At 61.8% G+C, this 21,693-nt stretch carries 28 protein-coding genes; 13 read left to right on the forward strand and 15 right to left on the reverse strand.

Annotated elements, in window-relative coordinates:
- Positions 1 to 148 precede the first annotated feature (148 nt).
- The 8 genes from ACTNBZ_RS11035 to lexA form a co-directional block, all read right to left on the reverse strand.
- The gene (locus ACTNBZ_RS11035; RefSeq protein ID WP_441209887.1) at positions 149 to 451 is read right to left on the reverse strand and encodes a hypothetical protein; all 303 of its coding nucleotides are present in this window, start codon (positions 449 to 451) and stop codon (positions 149 to 151) included.
- A gap of 98 nt (positions 452 to 549) precedes the next feature.
- Positions 550 to 768, reverse strand: a complete 219-nt coding sequence (locus tag ACTNBZ_RS11040) for a DUF896 domain-containing protein (protein ID WP_441209889.1) — start codon at positions 766 to 768, stop codon at positions 550 to 552.
- Positions 769 to 781: 13 nt separating this feature from the next.
- Positions 782 to 1,015, reverse strand: coding sequence for a DUF4177 domain-containing protein (locus tag ACTNBZ_RS11045; RefSeq protein WP_441209891.1), 234 nt, complete (start codon positions 1,013 to 1,015; stop codon positions 782 to 784).
- A gap of 12 nt (positions 1,016 to 1,027) precedes the next feature.
- Positions 1,028 to 1,831 carry an RNA-binding protein gene (locus ACTNBZ_RS11050; protein WP_441209893.1) on the reverse strand — a complete coding sequence of 268 codons (804 nt, stop codon included), beginning with the start codon at positions 1,829 to 1,831 and terminating at the stop codon, positions 1,028 to 1,030.
- Positions 1,828 to 2,595 carry an exodeoxyribonuclease III gene (locus tag ACTNBZ_RS11055; RefSeq protein WP_441209895.1) on the reverse strand — a complete coding sequence of 256 codons (768 nt, stop codon included), beginning with the start codon at positions 2,593 to 2,595 and terminating at the stop codon, positions 1,828 to 1,830. The genes ACTNBZ_RS11050 and ACTNBZ_RS11055 overlap by 4 nt, the downstream gene beginning before the upstream one ends.
- Positions 2,592 to 2,834: a permease of phosphate ABC transporter gene (locus ACTNBZ_RS11060; RefSeq protein ID WP_441209897.1), complete on the reverse strand. Its 243-nt coding sequence runs from the start codon at positions 2,832 to 2,834 to the stop codon at positions 2,592 to 2,594. The genes ACTNBZ_RS11055 and ACTNBZ_RS11060 overlap by 4 nt, the downstream gene beginning before the upstream one ends.
- Complete coding sequence (locus tag ACTNBZ_RS11065; RefSeq protein WP_441209899.1) at positions 2,831 to 3,292, reverse strand: methylated-DNA--[protein]-cysteine S-methyltransferase; 462 nt, start codon at positions 3,290 to 3,292, stop codon at positions 2,831 to 2,833. Before ACTNBZ_RS11065 ends, ACTNBZ_RS11060 begins: the two co-directional genes overlap by 4 nt.
- 1 nt (position 3,293) lies before the next feature.
- On the reverse strand, positions 3,294 to 3,917 hold the full coding sequence (gene lexA, locus ACTNBZ_RS11070) for a transcriptional repressor LexA (RefSeq protein ID WP_441209901.1): 624 nt from the start codon (positions 3,915 to 3,917) through the stop codon (positions 3,294 to 3,296).
- Between the two features lie 210 nt (positions 3,918 to 4,127).
- Between lexA and ACTNBZ_RS11075 the strand changes: the two genes are divergently transcribed.
- The 5 genes from ACTNBZ_RS11075 (at position 4,128) to ychF (ending at position 10,893) form a co-directional block, all read left to right on the forward strand.
- Positions 4,128 to 4,634, forward strand: a complete 507-nt coding sequence (locus tag ACTNBZ_RS11075; protein ID WP_441209902.1) for a MarR family winged helix-turn-helix transcriptional regulator — start codon at positions 4,128 to 4,130, stop codon at positions 4,632 to 4,634.
- A complete protein-coding gene (locus ACTNBZ_RS11080; protein ID WP_441209904.1) occupies positions 4,619 to 6,355 on the forward strand; it encodes an ABC transporter ATP-binding protein in 1,737 nt (578 codons plus the stop codon). The genes ACTNBZ_RS11075 and ACTNBZ_RS11080 overlap by 16 nt, the downstream gene beginning before the upstream one ends.
- On the forward strand, positions 6,355 to 8,550 hold the full coding sequence (locus ACTNBZ_RS11085; RefSeq protein ID WP_441209906.1) for an ABC transporter ATP-binding protein: 2,196 nt from the start codon (positions 6,355 to 6,357) through the stop codon (positions 8,548 to 8,550). Before ACTNBZ_RS11080 ends, ACTNBZ_RS11085 begins: the two co-directional genes overlap by 1 nt.
- Before the next feature lie 260 nt (positions 8,551 to 8,810).
- Positions 8,811 to 9,614 (forward strand): SDR family NAD(P)-dependent oxidoreductase, encoded by an 804-nt coding sequence (locus ACTNBZ_RS11090; RefSeq protein WP_441209908.1) that lies wholly within the window; start codon positions 8,811 to 8,813, stop codon positions 9,612 to 9,614.
- Positions 9,615 to 9,801: 187 nt separating this feature from the next.
- The gene (gene ychF / locus ACTNBZ_RS11095) at positions 9,802 to 10,893 is read left to right on the forward strand and encodes a redox-regulated ATPase YchF (protein ID WP_441209910.1); all 1,092 of its coding nucleotides are present in this window, start codon (positions 9,802 to 9,804) and stop codon (positions 10,891 to 10,893) included.
- A gap of 43 nt (positions 10,894 to 10,936) precedes the next feature.
- Here ychF and ACTNBZ_RS11100 read toward each other — a convergent pair whose 3' ends face one another.
- Complete coding sequence (locus ACTNBZ_RS11100; RefSeq protein ID WP_441209911.1) at positions 10,937 to 11,611, reverse strand: Crp/Fnr family transcriptional regulator; 675 nt, start codon at positions 11,609 to 11,611, stop codon at positions 10,937 to 10,939.
- Between the two features lie 111 nt (positions 11,612 to 11,722).
- Between ACTNBZ_RS11100 and ACTNBZ_RS11105 the strand changes: the two genes are divergently transcribed.
- Together ACTNBZ_RS11105 and spoIIID are read left to right on the forward strand one after the other, a co-directional pair.
- Positions 11,723 to 12,430: an ATP-binding protein gene (locus ACTNBZ_RS11105; protein WP_441209913.1), complete on the forward strand. Its 708-nt coding sequence runs from the start codon at positions 11,723 to 11,725 to the stop codon at positions 12,428 to 12,430.
- 89 nt (positions 12,431 to 12,519) lie between these two features.
- A complete protein-coding gene (gene spoIIID, locus ACTNBZ_RS11110; protein WP_441209915.1) occupies positions 12,520 to 12,774 on the forward strand; it encodes a sporulation transcriptional regulator SpoIIID in 255 nt (84 codons plus the stop codon).
- Positions 12,775 to 12,835: 61 nt separating this feature from the next.
- Here spoIIID and ACTNBZ_RS11115 read toward each other — a convergent pair whose 3' ends face one another.
- From ACTNBZ_RS11115 to rpmH, 6 genes are all read right to left on the reverse strand, one after another.
- Positions 12,836 to 13,183, reverse strand: coding sequence for a hypothetical protein (locus ACTNBZ_RS11115; protein ID WP_441209917.1), 348 nt, complete (start codon positions 13,181 to 13,183; stop codon positions 12,836 to 12,838).
- Between the two features lie 227 nt (positions 13,184 to 13,410).
- Entirely contained in the window at positions 13,411 to 14,229 is an 819-nt protein-coding gene (gene jag / locus ACTNBZ_RS11120; protein ID WP_441209919.1) for an RNA-binding cell elongation regulator Jag/EloR, read from the reverse strand.
- 8 nt (positions 14,230 to 14,237) lie between these two features.
- Complete coding sequence (yidC, locus tag ACTNBZ_RS11125; RefSeq protein WP_441209921.1) at positions 14,238 to 15,662, reverse strand: membrane protein insertase YidC; 1,425 nt, start codon at positions 15,660 to 15,662, stop codon at positions 14,238 to 14,240.
- A gap of 42 nt (positions 15,663 to 15,704) precedes the next feature.
- Positions 15,705 to 15,923, reverse strand: a complete 219-nt coding sequence (gene yidD, locus ACTNBZ_RS11130) for a membrane protein insertion efficiency factor YidD (protein WP_441209922.1) — start codon at positions 15,921 to 15,923, stop codon at positions 15,705 to 15,707.
- On the reverse strand, positions 15,923 to 16,267 hold the full coding sequence (gene rnpA, locus ACTNBZ_RS11135) for a ribonuclease P protein component (protein WP_441209924.1): 345 nt from the start codon (positions 16,265 to 16,267) through the stop codon (positions 15,923 to 15,925). Before rnpA ends, yidD begins: the two co-directional genes overlap by 1 nt.
- Positions 16,268 to 16,385: 118 nt before the next feature.
- Complete coding sequence (gene rpmH / locus ACTNBZ_RS11140) at positions 16,386 to 16,520, reverse strand: 50S ribosomal protein L34 (protein ID WP_087261554.1); 135 nt, start codon at positions 16,518 to 16,520, stop codon at positions 16,386 to 16,388.
- Positions 16,521 to 16,904: 384 nt separating this feature from the next.
- Between rpmH and dnaA the strand changes: the two genes are divergently transcribed.
- From dnaA to remB, 6 genes are all read left to right on the forward strand, one after another.
- The gene (gene dnaA, locus ACTNBZ_RS11145; protein WP_441209926.1) at positions 16,905 to 18,230 is read left to right on the forward strand and encodes a chromosomal replication initiator protein DnaA; all 1,326 of its coding nucleotides are present in this window, start codon (positions 16,905 to 16,907) and stop codon (positions 18,228 to 18,230) included.
- 306 nt (positions 18,231 to 18,536) lie between these two features.
- Positions 18,537 to 19,649, forward strand: a complete 1,113-nt coding sequence (gene dnaN / locus ACTNBZ_RS11150) for a DNA polymerase III subunit beta (protein ID WP_441209955.1) — start codon at positions 18,537 to 18,539, stop codon at positions 19,647 to 19,649.
- Between the two features lie 53 nt (positions 19,650 to 19,702).
- The gene (locus ACTNBZ_RS11155; RefSeq protein ID WP_441209928.1) at positions 19,703 to 19,915 is read left to right on the forward strand and encodes an RNA-binding S4 domain-containing protein; all 213 of its coding nucleotides are present in this window, start codon (positions 19,703 to 19,705) and stop codon (positions 19,913 to 19,915) included.
- Positions 19,912 to 21,018 carry a DNA replication/repair protein RecF gene (gene recF / locus ACTNBZ_RS11160; protein ID WP_441209930.1) on the forward strand — a complete coding sequence of 369 codons (1,107 nt, stop codon included), beginning with the start codon at positions 19,912 to 19,914 and terminating at the stop codon, positions 21,016 to 21,018. The genes ACTNBZ_RS11155 and recF overlap by 4 nt, the downstream gene beginning before the upstream one ends.
- Positions 21,019 to 21,030: 12 nt before the next feature.
- Complete coding sequence (locus ACTNBZ_RS11165) at positions 21,031 to 21,357, forward strand: Tat pathway signal protein (protein WP_441209932.1); 327 nt, start codon at positions 21,031 to 21,033, stop codon at positions 21,355 to 21,357.
- A gap of 51 nt (positions 21,358 to 21,408) precedes the next feature.
- Positions 21,409 to 21,672 (forward strand): extracellular matrix regulator RemB, encoded by a 264-nt coding sequence (gene remB, locus ACTNBZ_RS11170; RefSeq protein WP_441209934.1) that lies wholly within the window; start codon positions 21,409 to 21,411, stop codon positions 21,670 to 21,672.
- Positions 21,673 to 21,693: the final 21 nt, after the last annotated feature.

Genomic DNA, 21,693 nt, shown 5'->3' on the forward strand with positions numbered 1-21,693 from the left:
CGGGTTGGTGTTCCCCGTTTTTTTAAATCTGTAGTTCTGGCTATGGGCTTTACCCCCGCCTATTCCCGTTACTCAAAATAGTGGCGCGGGGGTTTGGAGCCCCCGGGCCTCAGCTTGTCGAAAAAACCAGACAAGGCGCTTTTATTGATCAGATCATATCATCGGACAGGTCATCCGGCTTACCAGATAATAACTTTGCACTCTTTTCGGAATCTTCGAACTGGGTTTTGATTTCTTCATTTATAGCGGCGTTCATTACGGGAATAACCTTCAAATCCTCTTCCTCTACAGAGATTTCAGCAACATCATCTTTTTCTCCACACTGTGGAAAGTTTACAAGCCAAGTACTATTTGAGTTATCGTCAAGGCAAATCCAACCTTGCATACCTTTATGGACACCGTGCTTCGTGTATTTTTCTTTTTCTGCCATTAATTCAACGCAATCCAGCATCAGACATTCTTCGCAATGGGTTTTGCCTTAAATTAAAAAACGGCGAGTTCTTCAAGAACTCGCCGCTGCAGCATTTTATTTCCGGTCTGCGCGGTCTCTTATCCGTTGTCCTTATGGGTCACCCGGTGGCGGGTGCCGTCCGGCTCCACAATATAGGTCCGCTCCAGCTGGCCCACCAGATTGGCCCGCACCGAGGCGATATACTCCCGGCGCAGCACGTCCCGCTCGGCCGTCTCCTCCGCCGTCAGTCCCTCGGGTGTCTTGGCCTTTCTGGCCAGGGCGTTGATGCGGTCGATCTTTTCCTGTGTGATATACAAGGCTGTTCCTCCTCTATTTTTCCCGCCGCTGGCCGTCATCCCGGCTGCGCTCAAAAATCAGGTCGATGACCTGGAGCTGACCGCCGCCCCGCTGCACCACCGGGAGGTATCCGGCGTACCGCCAGCCCCGGGCCGCCCGCGCCGCGATGATCTCCCGGTGGCCGGCGGTCTCGGTGGTGATGCCGGTGAACAGGTTGTATCCCGCGCCGTAATCCAGCTCCAGCTCCTCAAATTCATACTCCAGCATGGCGTCTCCTCCTTACAGGCAGCGCTCCAGCTCCACCATGACCCGTCCCTTTTTGGACAGGCCCCCCAGCTTTTTCACCTTACACTTGCCCAGGCCCCGGCAGGAGATGGTATCCCCCTCCTCCACCGTCCGGTCGGGCTTGACGCACTCCCGGTAGTTGAGCTGGACCCGGCCCGACGAGATCAGGTCGGCGGCCCTGCTCCGGGAGAGGGAAAAGGCCGAGGCCGCCACCGCGTCCAGCCGGGGGGTGGCCACCGTGTCCCGGATGGTCCTGACCCGCACCTCCGGCGGCTCCAGCCGGTCCAGAGGGATGGGGGAGACCTTCAGCCGGGCCCGGCCGGCGCTGTCCAGGTTGAGGAGAAGGTAGTCCTCCAGCTCCCGCAGGATCACCAGGTCGCAGGAATCCCCCCGCACCAGCAGGTCGCCCACCTTTTCCCGGGTGATGCCCTGGCCCAGGATGGCCCCCAGGAAGTCCCGGTGGGTCAGGCCCGCGTCGGCGGGATAGGCGCACCGCAGGGCGGACACCGGTCCCTCCTCCGCCGCCAGGGCAAGAAAGTCCTCCTCCTCCTGCCAGTCGGGGAGAAAGACGCAGATGGTCCGCTCCGCCCCCTCGTATCCGCCGAAGAACAGATGCCGCGGGTGGCCGGAGGCGGCGATCAGGTTTTCCACATTGGCCCGCTCCCCGGGGGATAAAAAGCCGGTGAAGGCCGGGATGTTCTTCCTCCGGGCCGTCTCCAGCTTGTCCAGCGCCCGGGCCAGAAGGAGCCGCTCCTCCTCGTCCCGGGCCAGCTTGTTGAGCAATTCCGTCTTGGTCATGGCGTTTCCCCGTCCCGCAGTTCCAGCTCCACCGGGCAGTGGTCGCTGCCCATGACCTGGGAGAGGATTCTGCTGTCGGCCACCCGCTCTCTCAGGCGGTCGGAGACAATGAAATAGTCGATCCTCCACCCGGCGTTGTTGTCCCGGGCGTGGTACATATAGGACCACCAGGAGTAGGCCCCCGTCACGTCGGGATAGAGCCAGCGGAAGGTATCGGTAAAGCCGGAAGAGAGGAGCTCGGTCATCTTGGCCCGCTCCTCGTCGGAGAAGCCGGCGTTGCCCCGGTTGGACTTGGGGTTCTTCAGGTCGATCTCCTGATGAGCCACGTTCAGATCCCCGCAGAGGATCACCGGCTTTTTGCCGTCCAACCCCTTCAGATAGGCGCGGAATTCATCTTCCCACTCCATCCGGTAGCCCAGGCGGGTCAGGCCCCGCTGGGCGTTGGGGGTGTAGCAGCAGACCAGGAAAAAGTCCTCATACTCGGCGGTAATGACCCGTCCCTCGGTATCGTGCTCCGCCATGCCGATGCCGAAGGTGACCTGCAGCGGCTCCCGCCGGGTGAAGAGGGCGGTGCCGGAATAGCCCTTCTTCTCGGCGGAGTTCCAGTACTGCCGGTAGCCGGGCAGGTCCAGCTCGATCTGGTGGGGCTGGAGCTTGGTCTCCTGCAGGCAGACCACGTCGGCGTCCGCCTCCCGGAAAAAGTCCAGGAAGCCCTTGCCCACGCAGGCCCGCAGGCCGTTCACATTCCAGGAGATCAGCTTCAATCCGCGTCCCCGTCCTCTCTCAGCTCCCGGACCAGATGGGGCACAAAGCCCGCCATCAGGGGGATATAGGTGGCGATAAAGGCCGCGCCCGCCCCCAGGGCAGCCCACTTCCGGCGCCTGCGGGGGACGCACAGGCCCAGCAGCACGCCGATGGCGCACAGGCAGACCTTTACCAGGGACACATCCTTCCAGGTCATGCGTTGAACGTAGGAATCCGCGATGGCAAACAGCTTTTTCATCTGGCTCCCTCCAGTCTCAGCAGTTTTTCCTTGATCTCCAGCCCCCCGGCGTAGCCGGTGAGGGCGCCGCCGCTGCCCACCACCCGGTGGCAGGGGACGATGATGGGAATGGGGTTGTTGTGGTTGGCCTGGCCCACGGCCCGGGCGGCTTTGGGCCGTCCCACCCGCCGGGCCAGCTCCCCGTAGGAGACGGTCCCGCCGTAGGGGACCTTCCGCAGCTCCTCCCACACCTGGCGCTGGAACTGAGTTCCGGCGGGGGAGAGGGGCAGGTTGAATTCCCGCAGCTCCCCGGCCAGATAGGCCAGCAGCTGCCGCCGGGCCTCGGCCAGCAGGGGGGTCTCGCGGCACATGATGCGGGGCACGGGGGCGCCGGGGAGGTAGACCCGCTCTATCGCGCCGCTCTCGCCGGCGCTGGCTCCCATCCAGCCCAGCGGGGAGTCAAAAAGGATCAGATCCATATCAGTATCTCCGCATGACAGCCACCACCTTGCCGATGATCTGGGCAAAGGTGCCGTCAATGGGCTCGTAATCCGGGTTCTCGGGCATGAGCCAGACCCTGCCGTCCTTCCGGCGGAGGGTCTTGACCGTGGCCTCGTCCTCAAAGAGGGCCACCACGATCTCGCCGTTATGGCACTCCTGCTGCCGGTGGACCACCACCAGGTCCCCGGGCAGGATGCCGGCCCCCAGCATGGATTCTCCCCGGACCTTCAGCGCGAAATACTCCCCGGTCCTGCCGTTGGTCTCAAATACCAGATAGTCCTCGATGCACTCCTGCGCCAGGATGGGAGAACCGGCAGCCACATTGCCCACGATGGGGATGCGGTCGGGCCGGGCGTCCAGCTCCTCCATCACGGGGCCGCCCGCCTCCGGGCCCCCCACTACGGTGATGGCCCGGGTCTTGCCCTCGGCCTTGGCGATATACCCGGCCGACTCCAGCCCCTTCAGGTGGAAATGGACGGTGGACGGGGACTTGAGGCCCACATGCTCCCCGATCTCCCGCACGGAGGGGGGATAGCCGTGGTCCGCCTGGAATGAAATGATAAAATCATAGATCTGCTGCTGCTTGGGGGAAATGGCCTTCATGGCGGCTCCCTCCTTCGGTTATGTATACTTTATATTATCATAGAGAGAACAAAAAAGCAAACGTCCGTTCTAAGGAACGTACGTTGTATTGGTTACAATTTATTTACAAATTTTCAGTTGACTTTCGTTTTATATCCACGTACTATAGATAAGCCCCCTAATTATCAGCGGGCTAATTATTTTCTCTGCTTCAGAAAGAGGTGGATCCGTTTGAAATCAGGCAGACCCCTTCCCGGCATGCTGTTCCATGCCCTGCACCGGGCCCACCACAAGGAGGTGCAGGCCCGGATGAGCGCCGTGGGGCTGGACGATCTGGGCGCGCCGCCCCTGCTTTTCCTTCTCCGCCGCAGGAGCGAGGAGGGCCGCGCCGTCTCCCAGCGGGAGCTGGCCGACGACCTGCACATCTCGCCGGCCACGGCGGCAGTCTCCCTCAAGTCCCTGGAGCGGGGCGGCTACGTGGAAAAGCACCCGGATCCGGAGGACCAGCGCTGCAAGCGGGTGACCATCACGCCCAAGGGCATCCGCGCCGTGGAGCAGTGCTTCACCATCTTCAATCAGGTGGACGAGCTGATGTTCGCCGGTTTCTCCAGAGAGGAGTACCGGCAGCTCAACCAGTACCACCAGCGGATGCTCCGCAACCTGTGGGGGCCCGGCCACGGCCTGCCCGACGACCTTTTCGATGAAAGGATGGAACAAGACCCATGCTCAAAAAACTAGCGTCCTATCTTGGGGAATACAGGAAGTACGCCATTCTGGCGCCTTTGCTGGTCATTCTTGAGGTGGCCTGCGAGCTGGCGCTGCCCCGCTTCATGGCGGCCATCGTGGATGTGGGCATCGCCTCCGGCGACCTGCCCTACATTTTGAAAATGGGCGGCGCCATGCTGGTGCTGGCCCTGTGCAGCATGCTGTGCGGCATGTTCGCCGCCAAATTTGCCGCCATTGGCGGCCAGGGCTTCGGCGCCAACCTGCGCCGGGGCATCTACAACAAGGTGCAGGAGTTTTCCTTTTCGGACATCGACCGCTTTTCCTCCGCCTCCCTCATCACCCGCATCACCAATGACGTCAACGCCATCCAGATGATGGTGACCATGGGCATGCGCCTGCTCACCCGGGCCCCGGTGATGCTCATCGCCGCCCTTTTCGTGGCGGTCAGCATCAACGCGGAGCTTGCCATGGTGATGCTGGTGGTCATCCCTCTGATGGCCCTGGCCATCGGGCTTTTGATGAAGGCCTGCAACCATCTGTTCCAGGTCATGCAGACCAGGATCGACGCCCTCAACGGCACCATTCAGGAAAATCTGGTGGCCATCCGGGTGGTAAAGGCCTTTGTCCGGGAGGGCTATGAGAAGACCAAGTTCAAGCGCTCCAACGACGAGCTCACCGCCGCCACCCTGCGGGCCGACATGCGCATCATCCTGATGATGCCTGTCATGAGCATCGCCATGAACAGCGCCACCGCCGCCGTGCTCTACCTGGGCGGCAGCAAGGTCCTGAGCGGTGAGATGCTCATCGGCGATCTGTCCTCCTTTATTACCTACATCTTCCAGATCCTGATGAGCGTGATGATGGTGGCCATGAGCCTGCTGCAGCTCTCCCGGGCCATCGCCTGCGCCCGGCGCATCGACGAGGTGCTGGAGACCAAACCTGAGATCGGGGACGGCAGCCTCACCGCCGCGGAGCTCCCCGTCCCCGCGGGCAAGGTGGAGTTCGACCACGTCCACTTCAAATACCAGACCTCCGGCTCCGGGGACGATGTGCTCTCCGACATCACCTTTACCGCCCGGCCCGGCGAGTTTCTGGCCATCGTGGGCGGCACCGGCACGGGCAAATCCAGCCTGGTGAACCTGATCCCCCGGTTCTACGACGTGACCGGCGGCGCGGTCCGGGTGGACGGTGTGGACGTGCGGGATTACCCCCTGGACGAGCTGCGCCGCCGCATCGGCATGGTGCTGCAGAACAACGTGCTCTTCTCGGGCACCATCCGGGAGAACCTGCTCTGGGGCCGGCCGGACGCCACTGAGGAGGAGATGATCCAGGCCGCCAAAAACGCCCAGGCCTACGACTTTATCATGGGTCTGCCCGACGGATTCGACACCCGGATGGACCAGGGCGGCGTCAACGTCTCGGGCGGACAGAAGCAGCGGCTGTGCATCGCCCGGGCCATGCTCCGCCATCCCGCCATCCTCATCCTGGACGACTCCACCTCCGCCGTGGACAGCGCCACCGAGGCCGCCATCCGGCAGTCCTTCAAGGAGAACCTGGCGGGCACCACCGTCATCATCATTGCGCAGCGCATCAGCTCCGTGCAGTACGCCGACCGCATCCTGGTCCTGGACGACGGCCGGGTGGCCGACGCCGGTACCCATGAGGAGCTGATGGCCCGCAGCACCATCTACCAGGAGATCTATCAGTCTCAGCAGGAAGGAGTGGGTCAGTAATGGCAGTCTCTCAAAAAACGGCCCCTCAGGGGCCCGGTCACGGCCCCGGCCACGGCCGGCGGGGCGGCTTTCAAAAGCCCAAGGACCTGAAAAAGACGCTGGGCCGCCTTCTCAGCTACATTGGCCGGAAGAAATGGCCCCTGGTTCTGGTGGGCATCGCTCTGCTGCTGTCAGTGGGCACCAACCTGGCCGGCTCGGTCTTTGTCAACCAGGTCATTATCAATTCCATCACCTACGGCGGATATGCCGGACCCGGGGACCTGGCGCTGGACATCGTCAAGCTGCTTTGTATCTATGCCGTAGGCTGGGTGGCCACCTATGCCCAGTCCGCCATCATGGTCCAGGTGGCCCAGCGGGGGGTGAACCGGCTGCGCCGGGACCTCTTTGACCATCTCCAGTCCCTGCCCCTGAGCTATTTTGACAAGCACACCCACGGCGAGCTGATGAGCCGCTTCACCAACGACGCGGACAACGTGCAGATGGCCCTGGAGCAGAGCGTGGTTTCCCTTTTCTCCAGCCTTCTTATGTTCGTGGGCATCGTGGTGGTGATGCTGGCCGTCAATCCGCTGCTCTTCCTGGTCAGCGTGGTGACCCTGGGCTCCACCTTCGCGGTGTTCAAGGTGTTCGGCGGCCGCAGCCGCAAATATTATCAGAAGCAGCAGGCCGCCCTGGGCGCCGTCAACGGCAATATTCAGGAGACCATCGAGGGCCTGAAGGTGGTCAAAGCCTTCACCCATGAGGAGCAGGCCAAGGAGCTCTTTGCCGGGCTCAACGAGGAGTACCGCCAGGCCGCCACCAGCGCCGGCTTCTACTCCACCGCCGTCATGCCCATCGCCATGAACATCATGAACGTGGGCTACGCCCTCACCGCCGCCTTCGGCGGGGTGCTCTCCATCCTGGCCGGCTTCAAACTGGGCTCCTTCACCCTATTCCTCCAGTTCTGCCGCCAGGTGGGCCAGCCCCTCAACCAGATCTCCCAGCAGCTCACCACCGTGCTCTCCGCCATGGCGGGCGCCGAGCGGATCTTCGAGATCATGGATGAGCCCTGCGAGCCGGACGAGGGCACAGTCACCCTGGTCCCGGCGGAGAAGGACGCCAACGGCAGCCTGTCGGTCCACACCGGCCAGGGCCGCCCCCGCACCTGGGCCTGGAAGGTCCCCCGTACCACTGCCATGGCGCTGGTCCCCGTTCTCATCGGGGAGAAGGACCGGCTCACTGAGCTGGGTCTGGCCGAAGAGGAGGACGGTTCCCTCCGCCTGCTGCCTCCTCATACAGAAAGCGGCAACAGCGTGTGGGTCCGGCTGGAGGAGGACGGCTCTCTTACCCGGGTGACCGACCTGTCCCAGCTGGCCGGTCACGGCTGGGCCTGGAAATACCCCGACGGCAGCGGCCGCGCCACCCTCCACCTGATCCGGGGCTCGGTGCGCAATGTGCCGGGGGAGGATTATTGCCTCACCGAGCTCAGGGGCGCCGTCCGCTTCAACCACGTGGACTTCTCCTATGTGCCGGGCAAGCGCATCCTGAAGGACGTGAGCGTCTACGCCAATCCGGGCCAGAAGATCGCCTTCGTGGGCTCCACCGGCGCGGGCAAGACCACCATTACCAACCTCATCAACCGCTTTTACGAGATCGAGGGCGGCATGATCACCTTTGACGGCATCAACGTCCGCTCCATCCGCAAGGACGACCTCCGCTCGGCCCTGGGCGCGGTGCTCCAGGACACCCACCTCTTTACCGGCACCATCATGGACAACATCCGCTATGGCCGGCTCTCCGCCACCGATGAGGAGTGTGTGGCCGCCGCCAGGACCGCAAATGCCCACTCTTTCATCCGCCGCCTGCCAGACGGGTACAACACCATGGTCACCGGCGACGGCGCCAACCTGTCCCAGGGCCAGCGGCAGCTGCTGGCCATCGCCCGGGCCGCCGTGGCCGACCCCCCGGTGATGATCCTGGACGAGGCCACCTCCTCCATCGACACCCGCACCGAGGCCCTGATCCAGAAGGGCATGGACGCCCTGATGGAGGGCCGCACCGTCTTCGTCATCGCCCACCGCCTGTCCACCGTCCGCAATTCCGACTGCATCGTGGTCATCGAGCACGGCCAGATCGAGGAAAAGGGCTCCCACCAGGAGCTGCTGGAGGAGAAGGGACGCTACTACCAGCTCTACACCGGCCAGTTCCAGCTCTCGTGAGCCTCTGCGGAATCATACTTTTTCCCCGCCGCATGGATCCCGTGCGGCGGGGATCCTTTTTACTTCCGTTTACGATTTTCAAAATTTCAGTTTAATTTTTTAACTTCAGGTAAGAATATGTTTTGCAGCCTGCGTCCCCTGTGTGTTATACTGTGCGTACAAAAAGCAAATCTGCATTTCAAATCTGTGTCCAATCCCTCCTGGAAGTCATATGATTTTGTCCCTATCCATTCTGTCATACAATTTTGGAGGTGATCCCTATGGGAAAATTTGATGGTAAGGTAGTTCTCATCACCGGTGCCGGCCGGGCGGTCCTCAGCGACGGCAAGAGCTGCGGCTCCATTGGTTACGGCATTGCCACCGCATTTGCCAAAGAGGGTGCCAGCATTGTCATCACCGGCCGCAACGTAAAGAAGCTGGAGGCCGCCAAGGAAGAGCTGGAGCGGCTTTACGGCATCAGAGTCCTCACCATTCAGGCCGACGTGGCCTCCGGCAGCGATAATAAGGCCACTGTCCAGCACGTGGTGGACGAGACGATCAAAGCCTTCGGCCGCATTGACACGCTTATCAACAATGCCCAGGCCTCGGCTTCCGGCGTCACTCTGGCTGACCACACGACCGAGCAGTTTGACCTGGCCCTCTATTCGGGCCTTTACGCCGCTTTCTACTATATGCAGGCCTGCTATCCCCACCTGAAGGAAACCCACGGCAGCGTCATCAACTTTGCCTCCGGCGCCGGCCTCTTCGGCAATTACGGCCAGTGCGCCTATGCCGCCGCCAAGGAAGGCATCCGGGGCCTGAGCCGGGTGGCCGCCACGGAGTGGGGTCCCGACGGCATCAATGTCAATGTGATCTGTCCCATTGCCTGGACTGCCCAGCTGGAGAACTTCCGGAATACCTATCCTGACGCCTTCAAGGCTAACGTGAAGATGCCCCCCATGGGCCACTACGGCGACCCCGAGACCGAGATCGGCCGGGTATGCGTCCAGCTTTCCACTCCTGATTTCAAGTATCTCACCGGCGAGACCCTTACCCTGGAGGGCGGTATGGGCCTGCGTCCCTGATCGTTCCCCGTTTCCCTTATCGCTGTATCAAGACCGGCGGCGGATCAGATGATCCGCCGCCGGTTTTTTTACCCGCCGGAGAAAGGAAGTGAGACATTTTGCTCCCGCTCTTCTTGTCTTTGCCTTGAAAATCCGGTATAATAGTTAGGCTCATTTTGTATTTTCACACCGAAAGGACGTCTTTGATATGAAGCTCGGCATTGTGGGCCTTCCCAACGTGGGCAAGTCGACCCTGTTCAACGCCATCACCAACGCCGGCGCCGAGAGCGCCAACTACCCCTTCTGTACCATCGATCCCAACGTGGGCGTGGTGGCTGTGCCCGATTACCGTCTGGACTGGCTGTCCGATTTCTACAAGCCCAAAAAGACCACCCCGGCGGTCATCGAGTTCGTGGACATCGCCGGTCTGGTGAAGGGCGCCAGCCGGGGAGAGGGTCTGGGCAACAAGTTCCTGGCCAACATCCGGGAGACCAATGCCATCGTCCACGTGGTGCGCTGCTTTGACGACGAGAACGTGATCCATGTGGAGGGCTCCACCGACCCGGTGCGGGACATCGGCATCATTGACATCGAGCTCATCATGGCCGATGTGGAGATGGTGGAGCGCCGCATCGACAAGGCCACCAAGGCCGCCAAGGCGGACAAGAAGTTCCTCCACGAGGCCGAGCTCTTCACCGCCCTGCGGGACTGGATGAACGACGGCAACTCCGCCCGCTCCTTTGAGTGCGACGAGGATGACAGGGCCATCATCGCCACCAGCGAGCTTCTCTCCCTCAAGCCCATCATCTACGCCGCCAATCTGGACGAGGACGGCTTTGCCGACTATCAGAACGTGCCCTACTACCAGCAGGTGGCCGAGATTGCCGCCAAGGAGGGGGCCCAGGTCATCCCCGTATGCGCCAAGCTGGAGGCCGAGATTGCCGAGCTGGAGAGCGAGGAGAAGAAGATGTTCCTGGACGATCTGGGCATCGCCGAGTCCGGCCTGGACCGGCTTATCAAGGCCAGCTACGCCCTGCTGGGCCTGATCTCCTTCCTCACCGCCGGCGAGGACGAGTGCCGGGCCTGGACCATCACCCGGGGCACCAAGGCCCCCCAGGCCGCCGGCAAGATTCACACCGACTTTGAGCGGGGCTTTATCCGGGCCGAGGTGGTCAACTTCGAGGACCTGAAGGCCAACGGCACCATGGCCGCCGCCCGGGAGAAGGGCCTGGTCCGGTCCGAGGGCAAAGAGTATGTGATGAACGACGGAGATATTGTGCTCTTCCGCTTCAACGTTTAAATTGTGAAAAAACAGGCGGCACGCAGAGCGTGCCGCCTGTTTTTTACTCTGTCTCCGGCTGTTCCGTCCCCTTGAGCTCAAACTGATTCTTGCGGAAGTCCAGCAGCCCCTCCCGCCGCATTCTGCCCAGCTCCTGGGACAGGGCGCTGCGGTCCACCGCCAGATAGTCGGCCAGTCCCTGCCGATCGAAGGGGATGGAAAAGCAGGCAGAGCCCTGCCGCCGGGCCTGCCAGGACAGGTAGGAGAGCACCTTGGCCCGGGTGGTCCGCTGGGAGATGTGCTCGATCTTCCGGCTGAGCATCCGGTTTTTCCCGGCCAGCACCCGCAGCAGGTTGGCTGCCGCCCGGGCGTGGAAGGGGCAGGCCGACGGACAGGCGGTGAGCAGCCGCTCCGCCTCCAGAAAGAGCACCCGGCTGTCCTCCGCCGCCTGGACGCTGACCCCCAGGGGCTCGTCCCCGCAGGCGTAGGCCTCCCCAAACAGCTCCCCCGGGCCCGCCCGGCCCTGGATGCTCCTGTTTCCCCAGAAATCCTCCCGCAGGATGTGCACTCCACCGGACAGGACCACCCCCATCCGTTTGGTCTTTTCGCCCTCCCGCCAGAGGAAGGCGCCCTTTGGGTAGAAGGCCTCCACCGGTCCAAGACACTCCCACATCTGCTCCAGCTCTTCAGCGGTGATCCCCTGAAACAGGGGACACCCGGTCAGATCCATTTGTTTCATGCGCCCTCCGTTGTTTTTCCAACCGATTTGTCTCACTCAACATAGTATAATCCCCTTGTAAAGTCAAGCAAAACCGGGCGAGTCCGGTATCATACAGGGAGGAATATGACTATGATCCGTAAAATTATCCACATTGACCAGGAAAAATGCAATGGCTGCGGCGCCTGTGCCGCGGCCTGCCACGAGGGGGCCATCGGCATGGTGGACGGCAAGGCCCGCCTGCTGCGGGACGACTACTGCGACGGGCTGGAAGACTGCCTGCCCGCCTGTCCCACCGGGGCCATCACCTTTGTGGAGCGGGAGGCCGCGCCCTATGACGAGGCCGCCGTGCTGGCTGCCAAGGCCGGAAAGGCTCACGAGCGCCACGGCACCCTGCCCTGCGGCTGTCCCGGCTCCCAGGCCAGAGCCCTCCGGCGGGAGGTCAAGCCGGCAGCGGCCCCCACCGCCCCCCAGGAGAGCGAGCTGATGCAGTGGCCGGTGCAGATCAAGCTGGTTCCTGTCCGGGCCCCCTATTTTGACGGCGCCAGGCTGCTGGTGGCCGCCGACTGCACCGCCTACGCCTACGCCCGCTTCCACCAGGATTTTATCCGGGGCCACATCACTCTGGTGGGCTGTCCCAAGCTGGACAGCGTGGATTACAGTGAAAAGCTCACGGAGATCATCGCGCAAAACGATATCAAAAGCGTCACCGTGGTGCGGATGGAGGTGCCCTGCTGCGGCGGGATCGAAGCCGCTGTCCGCAATGCCCTCCAGGCCAGCGGCAAATGCATCCCCTGGCAGGTGGTGACCATCTCCACTCAGGGCACTATCCTGCCCTGAGCCCCGGCGACCGGGCAGGCGGAGCATAATTCCCTTTTTTACCGCATATATCTTTTCATGCAGTAAGAATGCATGGGAGTGGTGCATGTGTGAAAGGGAACATCGAGGAGCGCGCCTGCCAGCTGGCGCTTTACATCATAGAGAATAAGGCCACCGTCCGGAGCGCTGCCCAGAAGTTCGGCATCTCCAAGTCCACCGTCCACAAGGACCTGAGCGAACGGCTTCCCGGCTTCAATCCGCCGCTCTACCAACAGGTAAAGTCCGTGCTGGATGAGAACAAGGCCGAACGGCATATCCGGGGCGGCATCGCCACCCGCAACAAGTACCGCCATCTTCAGGGATAAAGAAACGTGCCGCCGGAGACCGGCGGCACGTTTTCCACATAAACGGGCAGAACGGTGGACTTTATAAAAAGGCCAGCAGCACGCCCACCGCGCAGCAGGCCACGGCGGCAGAGGAGAGCAGATCCATCACCAGGCCCATCTGCTCCCGCCGGGTCATGGGGGCGGGGGACAGCGGGCGGACCTCCTCCGCTCCCTCCGTCTCCTCTCCGTCCGCGCAGACCGCATCCGCCTGCTCCATCCGGCGGCGGTAGGCCTGCAGATCGATGACCTTCTCCCCGCCGGCGGTACAGGGAAGGGAACGGCGGGGAACACGGGTGTAGCAGACGCGGCTGCCGCCGCTGGCCTGTTCCTCCAGCATACCGCAGGTGGTCACATAGCTGGCGTCGATATTCAGATAAGTGGTCTCCATGCCAAAGCCCTCCATTCGCCGTCGTTTCAGGTACATCTCTATCATACCGGCACTGTTGTCCCATAAAACGGACTGTTCTTCTCTGTTCCAGAACTTTTGTTCGAACAGAGTATACAACATATGTTCGATTTTTGCAAGTCTTTTTTTGGGCAGCCGGGAGCATAAAAAAACAGCACGGATCTCTCCGTGCTGTTTTTCAGAGATATAGCGGGAAAGGGCTCCCGGGCTCAGCGGTGCTCGCCCCGGCTGTAGGCCACCACGGTACGGCGGTTGGGCTCGGTGCCCACCGAGTAGGTGGTGATGTCGGGCACGTCCTGAAGGGCGGTGTGGATCACATGGCGCTCATAGGCGTTCATGGGCTCCAGAGTCACGTTGCGGCGGTACTTGACCACCTTGCCGGCCACCTTATGGGCCAGCCGCTCCAGGGACTCCTCCCGCTTGGCCCGGTAGTGTTCGGCGTCCACATGGATGCGCACCCGCTTGGTCAGGCCCCGGTTGACGGCGTACACCGTCAGCTGCTGGATGGCGTCCAGGGTCTCGCCACGGCGGCCGATGAGGGAGCCCAGATTGCTGCCCACCAGTTCCACCTGGTAGTTGCCCATGTCGTCCAGGCTGATCCTGGGGGCGGCCTGGGCGCCCATATGCTCCAGCAGTCCGGTGAGGAAGGTTTCGATCTTCTCCGCCACCGGATCGCCGCTCAGGTCGGCGGAGGTCTGGGGCTGGGGGGCGGGGGCGGCCTTTTCCGCCGCGGGAGCGGGCTTGGGCTGCTGCTTTTTGGGTTCGCTCTTTTTGACTTCCTGCCTGGGGGCCTCGGCCTTGGGCGCGGGAGCGGGCTCCGCCGGGGGGGCGGGGACCTCCTCAGGCTCGTCAGGGGCCTCGTAAGTCACTTTTACTTTGGCGGGGCAGCTGCCGATGCCCAGAAATCCGGACTTGGCGCGCTCCAAAATCTCAACCGAGACCTCGTCCCGGTCCATACCCAGCTTGACCAGGGCCGCTTCGACGGCGGCTTCCTCGGTCTTACCGGTACTCTCGATCCATTTCAGCATCGGTCGTTTCACTCCTTGCTGTCTTCTTCCTCAGATCCCTCTTCCGCCTCGGGCGCAAAGGGGGCCTCGGCTTCAGCCGCTTCTGTTTCCACATTCTGATCCTGAGCGGTGGAAACTTCCGTCTCCTTCACCGGCTCCTCAGTGGGATTCTCCTCCTGCTTGTCCACCGGCTGTTCCGCCTCTGCGGATTTCTTTCTGCCGAACAGTCCCTTCTTCTTGGGCTCCTCGGCAGGGGCATTCTTCTTGGCCTCGGCCCAGTCCAGATCGGGGTCCTGGTAGGCGGTGGGGCCATCGGGGGAGAAGCGGTTGGGGTCATAGGCCCGGCCCCGGGCGTAGGAACGCATGCCCACGCCGCTGACGGCGATGACGGCCGAGTCGCCCTTGGAGTCCTTCTCCATGGCGCTCATCAGTTCCTTTTTCTTCTTGCCCTTGGCGCTCTTGGCCTCTTCGATGCGGCGGGCGCGCTCTTCGGCGGCCTGGCGCTTGCGCTCCTTTTCCTCTTCCTTCTCCTGCTGCTCCCGCTCGGCCTGGATACGGGCGGCCTCCTCATAGTCCTTCTTGAGCATCTTGCCGCAGATGAACTCCTGCACGATGCTCAGCAGGTTCTGGATGATCCAGTAGAGACACAGGGCAGCGGGCATGCTGAAGCCGATCCACAGGGACATGAGGGGCATCATGATGAACATCATCTTCATGGAAGCATTGTCCGCCTGCTGCGCCTGCTGGTTGACGGCGTTGGTCTTCTGGGAGACCCAGGACACCAGGATGCTGGACAGGGCGGAGATCACCGGCAGCAGGAACAGGGCAAAACCGCCGGTCATAGTCCAGAACTTCAGCTTGGGCACCCGGGCCAGGTCAAAAATACCGAGAAAATCAAAATTGATGGCAAAAACCTTGGCTCCCTCACCGGCGGCCGACTGCACGGCGGCCAGGTTCTCCGGCGTAATGAGAGAGGAGAGGTAGAGCTGGTTGTAGCCGGTATTGCGGAATGCCTCGTCCGCGGCCTTGATCCACCCGTTGTCCAGCGCCACCTGGCTCCAGTTGAGGGCTTCGGCGATGGCAGCCAGATTATCCACACCGACATTCATCATGTAGACCAGGGGCTCGCGGATGATGGAATAGAGGGGGATCAGGATGAACAGAGGCAGGAAGGACCAGAGGCACCCGCCCATGGGGTTGACATGCTCCCGCTCATAGAGCTTCTGCACCTCCTGGTTATACCGCTCCTTGTCCTTGCCGTACTGCTTCTGCAGCTTCTGCAGCTGGCCGGACATCAGGTTCATCTGGATCATGCTCTTTTTTCCCTTGAGCTGGAAAGGAAAGAGGATCAGCTTCACCACGATGGCGAAGAAAATCAGGGCAAGGCCATAGCTGCCCGTCAGGCTGTAGAAGGCGTTCAGCACCCATACAAAGGGGGTCAGGATTAATTTCATGAGACTTCCTCCAACGTGATAAGTGTGCGTGGGGAATCGCGCTCAGGGGACCGGATCGTACTGAATGCTCTTCTGCCGGTGGAAGGGATGGCACCGCAGCAGGCGGCGCAGCGCCAGCACGCCTCCCTTCACCGCGCCGTATTTTTCCACCGCCTCCAGCGCGTAGGCCGAGCAGGTGGGGATAAAGCGGCAGCAGGGGGGGCGCAGAGGAGAAATATACTTCCGATAAAACCGGATCAGAGCCAGCAGCAGCGTCTTCATCAGGAGTCCCGCTTCACAAGGCCCAGCTTGTCCATGGTTCGCAGCAGATGCCGCTCCAGCTCCTGATAGGGGGCGAAGGCCGCCCGAACCCGGGCCACCACCACGATATCGTACCCCCGGACCAACTGATCCTCGTGGAGGCGGTATGCCTCCCGCAGGCGGCGGCGGGTGCGGTTGCGAAGCACCGCCTTGCCCACCTTGGTCCCAACGGTCAGGCCCAGGCGGTTGTGGTCCAGCCGGTTCTTCCGGCAGTAGACCGCCACACAGGGCGAAACCGCCGACTTGCCCTTGGCGTAAAGTCGACGGAATTCATGGTTGAATTTCAGTGAGACGGTATCCTTCACAGGTGCTTCCCCTTTGGACAGATTCTGCCGTATGCTACGCAGGGGCGGTGGGATGAACTCCCCCGCCCCTAACTATGACGCTGTACGTTTTGTTTCCCGGAGCGCAAGCCGGCTTCTCTTAGTGAGAGAGGCGGGCGCGGCCCTTGGCGCGGCGGCGAGCCAGCACCTTGCGGCCATTCGCGGTGGCCATGCGCTTGCGGAAGCCGTGCACTTTGGAGCGCTGACGCTTCTTGGGCTGATAGGTACGAACCATTTCCGGTACACCTCCTGTACTCATTCTGGCAGGTTTTTCACCTGCCCGCCACAACGGCCGTACTGCGGCCGCGGTCGTCAAAAAAGGAAAAATGCTTTACATCCACGCAGAACATGGTGCATTCTGTATTATAGCGTATCCGGAAAAGAGCTGTCAACCATATTTTTTGTTCTTTTTCTCCTTCCTTTTTCCACTTTTCCACCTTGTGTCCATATCTTGTGGTATTCTTTCCTGCTCCACACAAACGGCTTATATTTTTTAAAGGTGTAGGCGTTGCTTTAAGTCTGTTTTCTTGGTATAATATACTGTCTATTTACAGAGCGGGACCGGTGCGCCCTTTTTTCGGCTGCGGCGCCCATCCCATGTCAAGAGGTGGTCTTACACATGAATTCTCCAGCCGATGTCTGGGCCAAGGTGCTCTCCCTCATGGAGGCGGACATGACCCCAACCACCATCAATACCTGGTTTGACGACGCAAAGGCGGTCTCCATGGATACCGACCGCTTTGTCCTCCACACCCCATCCAATTTCAAGCGGGACATCATCCTCTCCCGTTACCTTCCCGCCATCAAAAAGGCGCTGCACGAGCTCTTCTCCGCGGATTTTGAAGTGGTCATCCTGGGAGAGGGGGAGCTGGAGCAGTTTTCCGCCGACGCCAGGCCCCCCGCCGACGCGTCCTTCATGCCCGGCACCGAGGACTACACCTTCGAGCGCTTCGTAGTGGGCTCCTCCAACAAATTCGCTCACGCCGCCGCCCTGGCTGTGGCCGAAAATCCGGGCCACAGCTACAACCCCCTCTTTATCTACGGCGAATCCGGCCTGGGCAAGACCCATCTGCTCTATGCCATCGCCCACAAGCTCCACCGCAGCCATCCGGAGTTCCGCATCACCTACAGCAAGGGCGACACCTTCACCATCGAGCTCATCCAGGGCATCCGGGAGGGCCGCAACCAGGAATTCCGGGACAAATACCGCACCACCGACGTGCTGCTGGTGGACGACGTGCAGTTCATCGCCGGCCGCGAATCCTCTCAGGAGGAGATGTTCCACACCTTCAACACCCTGTACGAGGCGGGCAAGCAGATCGTATTCACCGCCGACCGCCCACCCAAGGAGATGCTCCGGCTGGATGACCGGCTCAAGACCCGGTTCGAGTGGGGCCTCCCTGTGGACATCCAGCCCCCCGACTACGAGACCCGGGTGGCCATCATCAAGAACAAGGCCATCCGCCGAGGCATGAACCTGCCCGAGCCCGTTCTGCAGTATATCGCCGACAACATCACCTCCAACGTCCGCCAGATCGAGGGCACCGTCAACAAAATCCTGGCTTTCCAGGAGCTGATGGGGGAGAGCGTGGACGTGGACACCGTCATCCGCGCCGTGCGGGACATGTGCAAGGACAAGGCCGACTTCCTCCCCTCACCCGACGTGATCATCGAAGAGGTCTGCAAATTCTACAACATCGAGAACAGCGCCCTCCGGGGCCAGGGCCGCACCAAGGACACCGCGCTGGCCCGCCAGATTGCCATGTACCAGATCCGCCGGATGACCAACCTGTCCCTGAAGGAGATCGGCAAGGAATTCGACAATCGGGACCACACCACCGTCATGCACTCCATTGACCGGGTGGAAAAGCTCATCAAGAGCAATCCCGAGGTGGCCGAGATCATCAAGGACCTGAACGCCAACATCAACGCCCGGTACGACTGAGTCTCCACCAACGGCCACTCATCCGTGGAAAAGAACGAAAAGCGGACCGGCCCAGCCTTCCACATTTCCACGGACTTTTATCCAGATGTGGAAAACAGGGTGTGGACAAATCCGGCCCCCCTCAGAAGGCTGTAGACAACTCCCCAAATTTCTCCACACCCCCTGTGGACGGGCAAATCTTAGTCCCCCAGGCGAAATTTCCACTTTTCCACATAATTTTCCCCTACTACTACCGCTACTACCCATCTACCTCTCCTTCTCTTTCCCGAGAGACAGGGAGCACCCGAACGGAGGACCACCAAAATGATCAAATTCTCCTGTGAAAAAGCCCTTCTTCAAGCGGCTGTCTCCACCACATCCAGAGCAGTGTCTCCAAAGAGCTCCATCCCGGCACTGGAAGGGATCCTGCTGGAAGCCGATCAGGAACTGAAGCTTACCGGCTATAATCTGGAAACCGGCATCCGCACCGTGGTCCCGGCCGACATCCAGTCCGGCGGCACCCTGGTACTGGGCGCCCGGCTCTTCGGCGAGATCATCCGCAAGCTGCCCGACGACATAGTGGTCTTCACCGCCGAAAACTATATGGTCAACATCAAGTGCGGCATGAGCGAATTCAACATTCTGGGCACCGACCCGGAGGAATTCCCCGAACTGCCCACCGTGGAATATCAGAATTCCTTCCTGATCCCCCAGAATAAGCTCAAAGCCATGATCGGCCAGACCCTGTTCGCCGTCAGCGACAACGAGAGCCGCCCCATCCACACCGGCTCCCTCTTTGAAGTGGATCAGGACGGGCTCAATATCGTATCGGTGGACGGCTACCGCCTGGCCCTGCGGCATGAGGCCATCGGCAAAAAAGAGGGCGCCGAAACCTTCTCCTTCGTGGTCCCCGGTGCCGCCCTGTCGGAAGTGGAAAAAATTTGCTCCGATGTGGAGGAGCCCGCCTCCGTCACCCAGGGCGCCCGCCATGTGATGTTCAAGGTGGGGGAGACCATGCTGGTCTCCCGCCGGCTGGAGGGTGAGTTCCTCTCCTACCGCCAGGCCATCCCCCGCAACAACACCATCAGGGTGGAGGGCGATACCCGCACCCTGCTCGCCTCCATCGACCGCGTTTCCCTCATCATCAGCGACAAGCTGAAAAGCCCCCTCCGCTGCGTTTTTGATGACAATATGCTGAAAATCAGCACCAAAACCGCCATTGGAGACGCTGCCGACCAATGCCCCATCACCGGGGACGGCACCGGGCTGGAGATCGGCTTCAACAACAAGTACCTGATGGACGCCCTGAAGGCCGCCCCCGCCGACCGGGTGCGGCTGGAGCTGACCACCAGCGTGTCCCCCTGTGTCATCCTGCCCGCCGAGGGCGATGAAAACTTTCTGTATATGGTGCTCCCTGTCCGCCTGAAGGCCGGGGAATAAACCGGAGGACGGGAGTGCATAAATATGCATCCCGTCTGGAAAAGGAGTTCTTTATGGAAGCTCAGGAAATCACAATCTCCACGGAATTTATCAAGCTGGAGGCCTTTCTCAAATTTGCCGGCGCCGTCAGTACCGGCGGCGAGGCCAAAAACCTGATCCAGGACAGCCTGGTAAAGGTCAACGGCGAAGTATGCACCATGCGGGGCAAGAAGCTCCGTCCCGGAGACACGGTGGAACTGGGGAGCCGGCGGCTCACCGTCCGATGATCGTCCGCAGTCTGGAGCTGGAGGGCTTCCGCAACTACGACCGCTTCACGGCGGAGTTCGCCCCGGGGGTCAACGTGATCTACGGGGAGAACGCCCAGGGAAAGACCAACCTGCTGGAGGCGGTGGGTTACCTCTCAGGGGCCCGGTCCCACCGGGCCAGGGCCGACCGGGAGCTCATCGGCTTTTCCCGGCAGGAGGCCGCCGTCCGGGCTTCCATCGAAAGCCGGGACCGGGAATTCAACGTGGAGGCCAGGCTCTTCCGGGGCAGACGGCGGGCTCTGACGGCCAACGGCGTCCGCCTCAAGACGGCGGCGGGCCTGTCTGAGATATTGCACACCGTGCTCTTCTGTCCCGAGGACCTGATGCTCATCCGGGCGGGGAGCGCCGAGCGCCGCCGTTTTCTGGATAACTCCCTCTGCCAGCTCCGGCCCCGGTACGCCGCCGCCCTGGCCGAGTACCACCGGCTGCAGGAGCACAAGCTGCGCATCCTGCGGGACTGGGAGGAAAAGCCCGGCCTGCTGGACCTGCTGCCCGACTTCAACGACCGTATGGCCCGGTGCGGGGCCATCCTCATCCACTACCGGGCCCACTTCATCCGCAAGCTGGCCCGGTCGGCGGCGGCCATCCACGCCGATTTTTCCGGCGGGCGGGAGGAAATGTCCCTCTCCTACCAGACGGTGAGCACAGTGGCCGATCCGCTCATCCCCACCAAGGATATTTATCCCCTGCTGCTGGAGCACCAGGAGAGCCACCGCCGGGCCGAGCTGGAGGCCAGGTCCTGCCTGTCCGGCCCCCACAAGGACGACCTGGTAGTGGATATCGACGGCCGCAGCGCCAAGCAGTTTGCCTCCCAGGGCCAGACCAGAACGGCGGCTCTTTCCTTGAAGCTGGCGGAGCGGGAGCTCCACCAGGAGGATCTGGGAGAGTGGCCGGTGCTGCTGCTGGACGACGTGCTCTCCGAGCTGGACCGGCGGCGGCAGGAGTTTGTGCTGCGCCGCATCACCGGCGGACAGGTGTTTATCACCTGCTGCGAGGAGGACGGGATGGACGCTCTGGGGGAGGGGAGGACCTTCCACATCCGGGGCGGCGCCCTGGCGGACTGAGAGGAGGACAGGATGCTCATTCTGTTTGTGATCCTGCCTCTGGCGGCGGCGCTGGTCCTTCAGTACGGGACCTGCCGCCTGACCATGGGGCTCTCGGGCCGCCGGAGAGGCCGGGCGGCACTGGTGCGGCTGCTGCCGCTGCTCCTGGCGGTGACGGTCATCGCCGCGGTGGCTGTGGGGCGCTGGCAGATCTGGCGCAGCGAGAGAGTCTCCCCCGTAACGCAGCTGATCTTTTTCCCGGGCGTGCCCGGCTTCTTTTTCCTGCTGGGGCTCCTTCTGGGCTGGCGGCTGTGGAAGAAGTGGTGGGCCCCCAGGGTCATCGACGATCCGGGCCCCTGATTGGAATAGAAAAACATATTCCCTGCCGGGAAGCAAAAGAGGAGTGATGGCATGTACCTCCATCTGGGCCAGTCGGTGGTGGTGGCGTACCGGGACGTCATCGGCATCTTTGATATGGACAATACCACCTCCTCCCGCCTGACGCGGAACTTTCTCAATCAGGCGGAGCGGGAGGGAAGAGTGGTCAATGTATCCGATGACCTTCCCAAGTCCTTTGTGCTGTGCAGGGGACGGGACGGAGCGGACCGGGTGTATATCTCGCAGCTCTCGCCGGCCACCCTGCTGCGCCGGGCCGAGAGCAACAGCTTTGAATGAAACAGCGTCCATGCGACGAGG

The organism is Pseudoflavonifractor sp. HCP28S3_F10 (assembly GCF_052065415.1).
Taxonomy (GTDB): Bacteria; Bacillota; Clostridia; order Oscillospirales; family Oscillospiraceae; genus Pseudoflavonifractor_A.

Coding starts and splice junctions, on each gene's coding strand:
- ACTNBZ_RS11035 (WP_441209887.1), bottom strand. CDS start 451: ATGCTGGATTGCGTTGAATTAATGGCAGAAAAAGAAAAATACACGAAG.
- ACTNBZ_RS11045 (WP_441209891.1), bottom strand. CDS start 1,015: ATGCTGGAGTATGAATTTGAGGAGCTGGAGCTGGATTACGGCGCGGGA.
- ACTNBZ_RS11050 (WP_441209893.1), bottom strand. CDS start 1,831: ATGACCAAGACGGAATTGCTCAACAAGCTGGCCCGGGACGAGGAGGAG.
- ACTNBZ_RS11060 (WP_441209897.1), bottom strand. CDS start 2,834: ATGAAAAAGCTGTTTGCCATCGCGGATTCCTACGTTCAACGCATGACC.
- ACTNBZ_RS11065 (WP_441209899.1), bottom strand. CDS start 3,292: ATGGATCTGATCCTTTTTGACTCCCCGCTGGGCTGGATGGGAGCCAGC.
- lexA (WP_441209901.1), bottom strand. CDS start 3,917: ATGAAGGCCATTTCCCCCAAGCAGCAGCAGATCTATGATTTTATCATT.
- ACTNBZ_RS11080 (WP_441209904.1), top strand. CDS start 4,619: ATGCTCAAAAAACTAGCGTCCTATCTTGGGGAATACAGGAAGTACGCC.
- ACTNBZ_RS11085 (WP_441209906.1), top strand. CDS start 6,355: ATGGCAGTCTCTCAAAAAACGGCCCCTCAGGGGCCCGGTCACGGCCCC.
- ACTNBZ_RS11090 (WP_441209908.1), top strand. CDS start 8,811: ATGGGAAAATTTGATGGTAAGGTAGTTCTCATCACCGGTGCCGGCCGG.
- ychF (WP_441209910.1), top strand. CDS start 9,802: ATGAAGCTCGGCATTGTGGGCCTTCCCAACGTGGGCAAGTCGACCCTG.
- ACTNBZ_RS11100 (WP_441209911.1), bottom strand. CDS start 11,611: ATGAAACAAATGGATCTGACCGGGTGTCCCCTGTTTCAGGGGATCACC.
- ACTNBZ_RS11105 (WP_441209913.1), top strand. CDS start 11,723: ATGATCCGTAAAATTATCCACATTGACCAGGAAAAATGCAATGGCTGC.
- ACTNBZ_RS11115 (WP_441209917.1), bottom strand. CDS start 13,183: ATGGAGACCACTTATCTGAATATCGACGCCAGCTATGTGACCACCTGC.
- jag (WP_441209919.1), bottom strand. CDS start 14,229: ATGCTGAAATGGATCGAGAGTACCGGTAAGACCGAGGAAGCCGCCGTC.
- yidC (WP_441209921.1), bottom strand. CDS start 15,662: ATGAAATTAATCCTGACCCCCTTTGTATGGGTGCTGAACGCCTTCTAC.
- yidD (WP_441209922.1), bottom strand. CDS start 15,923: ATGAAGACGCTGCTGCTGGCTCTGATCCGGTTTTATCGGAAGTATATT.
- rpmH (WP_087261554.1), bottom strand. CDS start 16,520: ATGGTTCGTACCTATCAGCCCAAGAAGCGTCAGCGCTCCAAAGTGCAC.
- dnaA (WP_441209926.1), top strand. CDS start 16,905: ATGAATTCTCCAGCCGATGTCTGGGCCAAGGTGCTCTCCCTCATGGAG.
- ACTNBZ_RS11155 (WP_441209928.1), top strand. CDS start 19,703: ATGGAAGCTCAGGAAATCACAATCTCCACGGAATTTATCAAGCTGGAG.
- recF (WP_441209930.1), top strand. CDS start 19,912: ATGATCGTCCGCAGTCTGGAGCTGGAGGGCTTCCGCAACTACGACCGC.
- ACTNBZ_RS11165 (WP_441209932.1), top strand. CDS start 21,031: ATGCTCATTCTGTTTGTGATCCTGCCTCTGGCGGCGGCGCTGGTCCTT.
- remB (WP_441209934.1), top strand. CDS start 21,409: ATGTACCTCCATCTGGGCCAGTCGGTGGTGGTGGCGTACCGGGACGTC.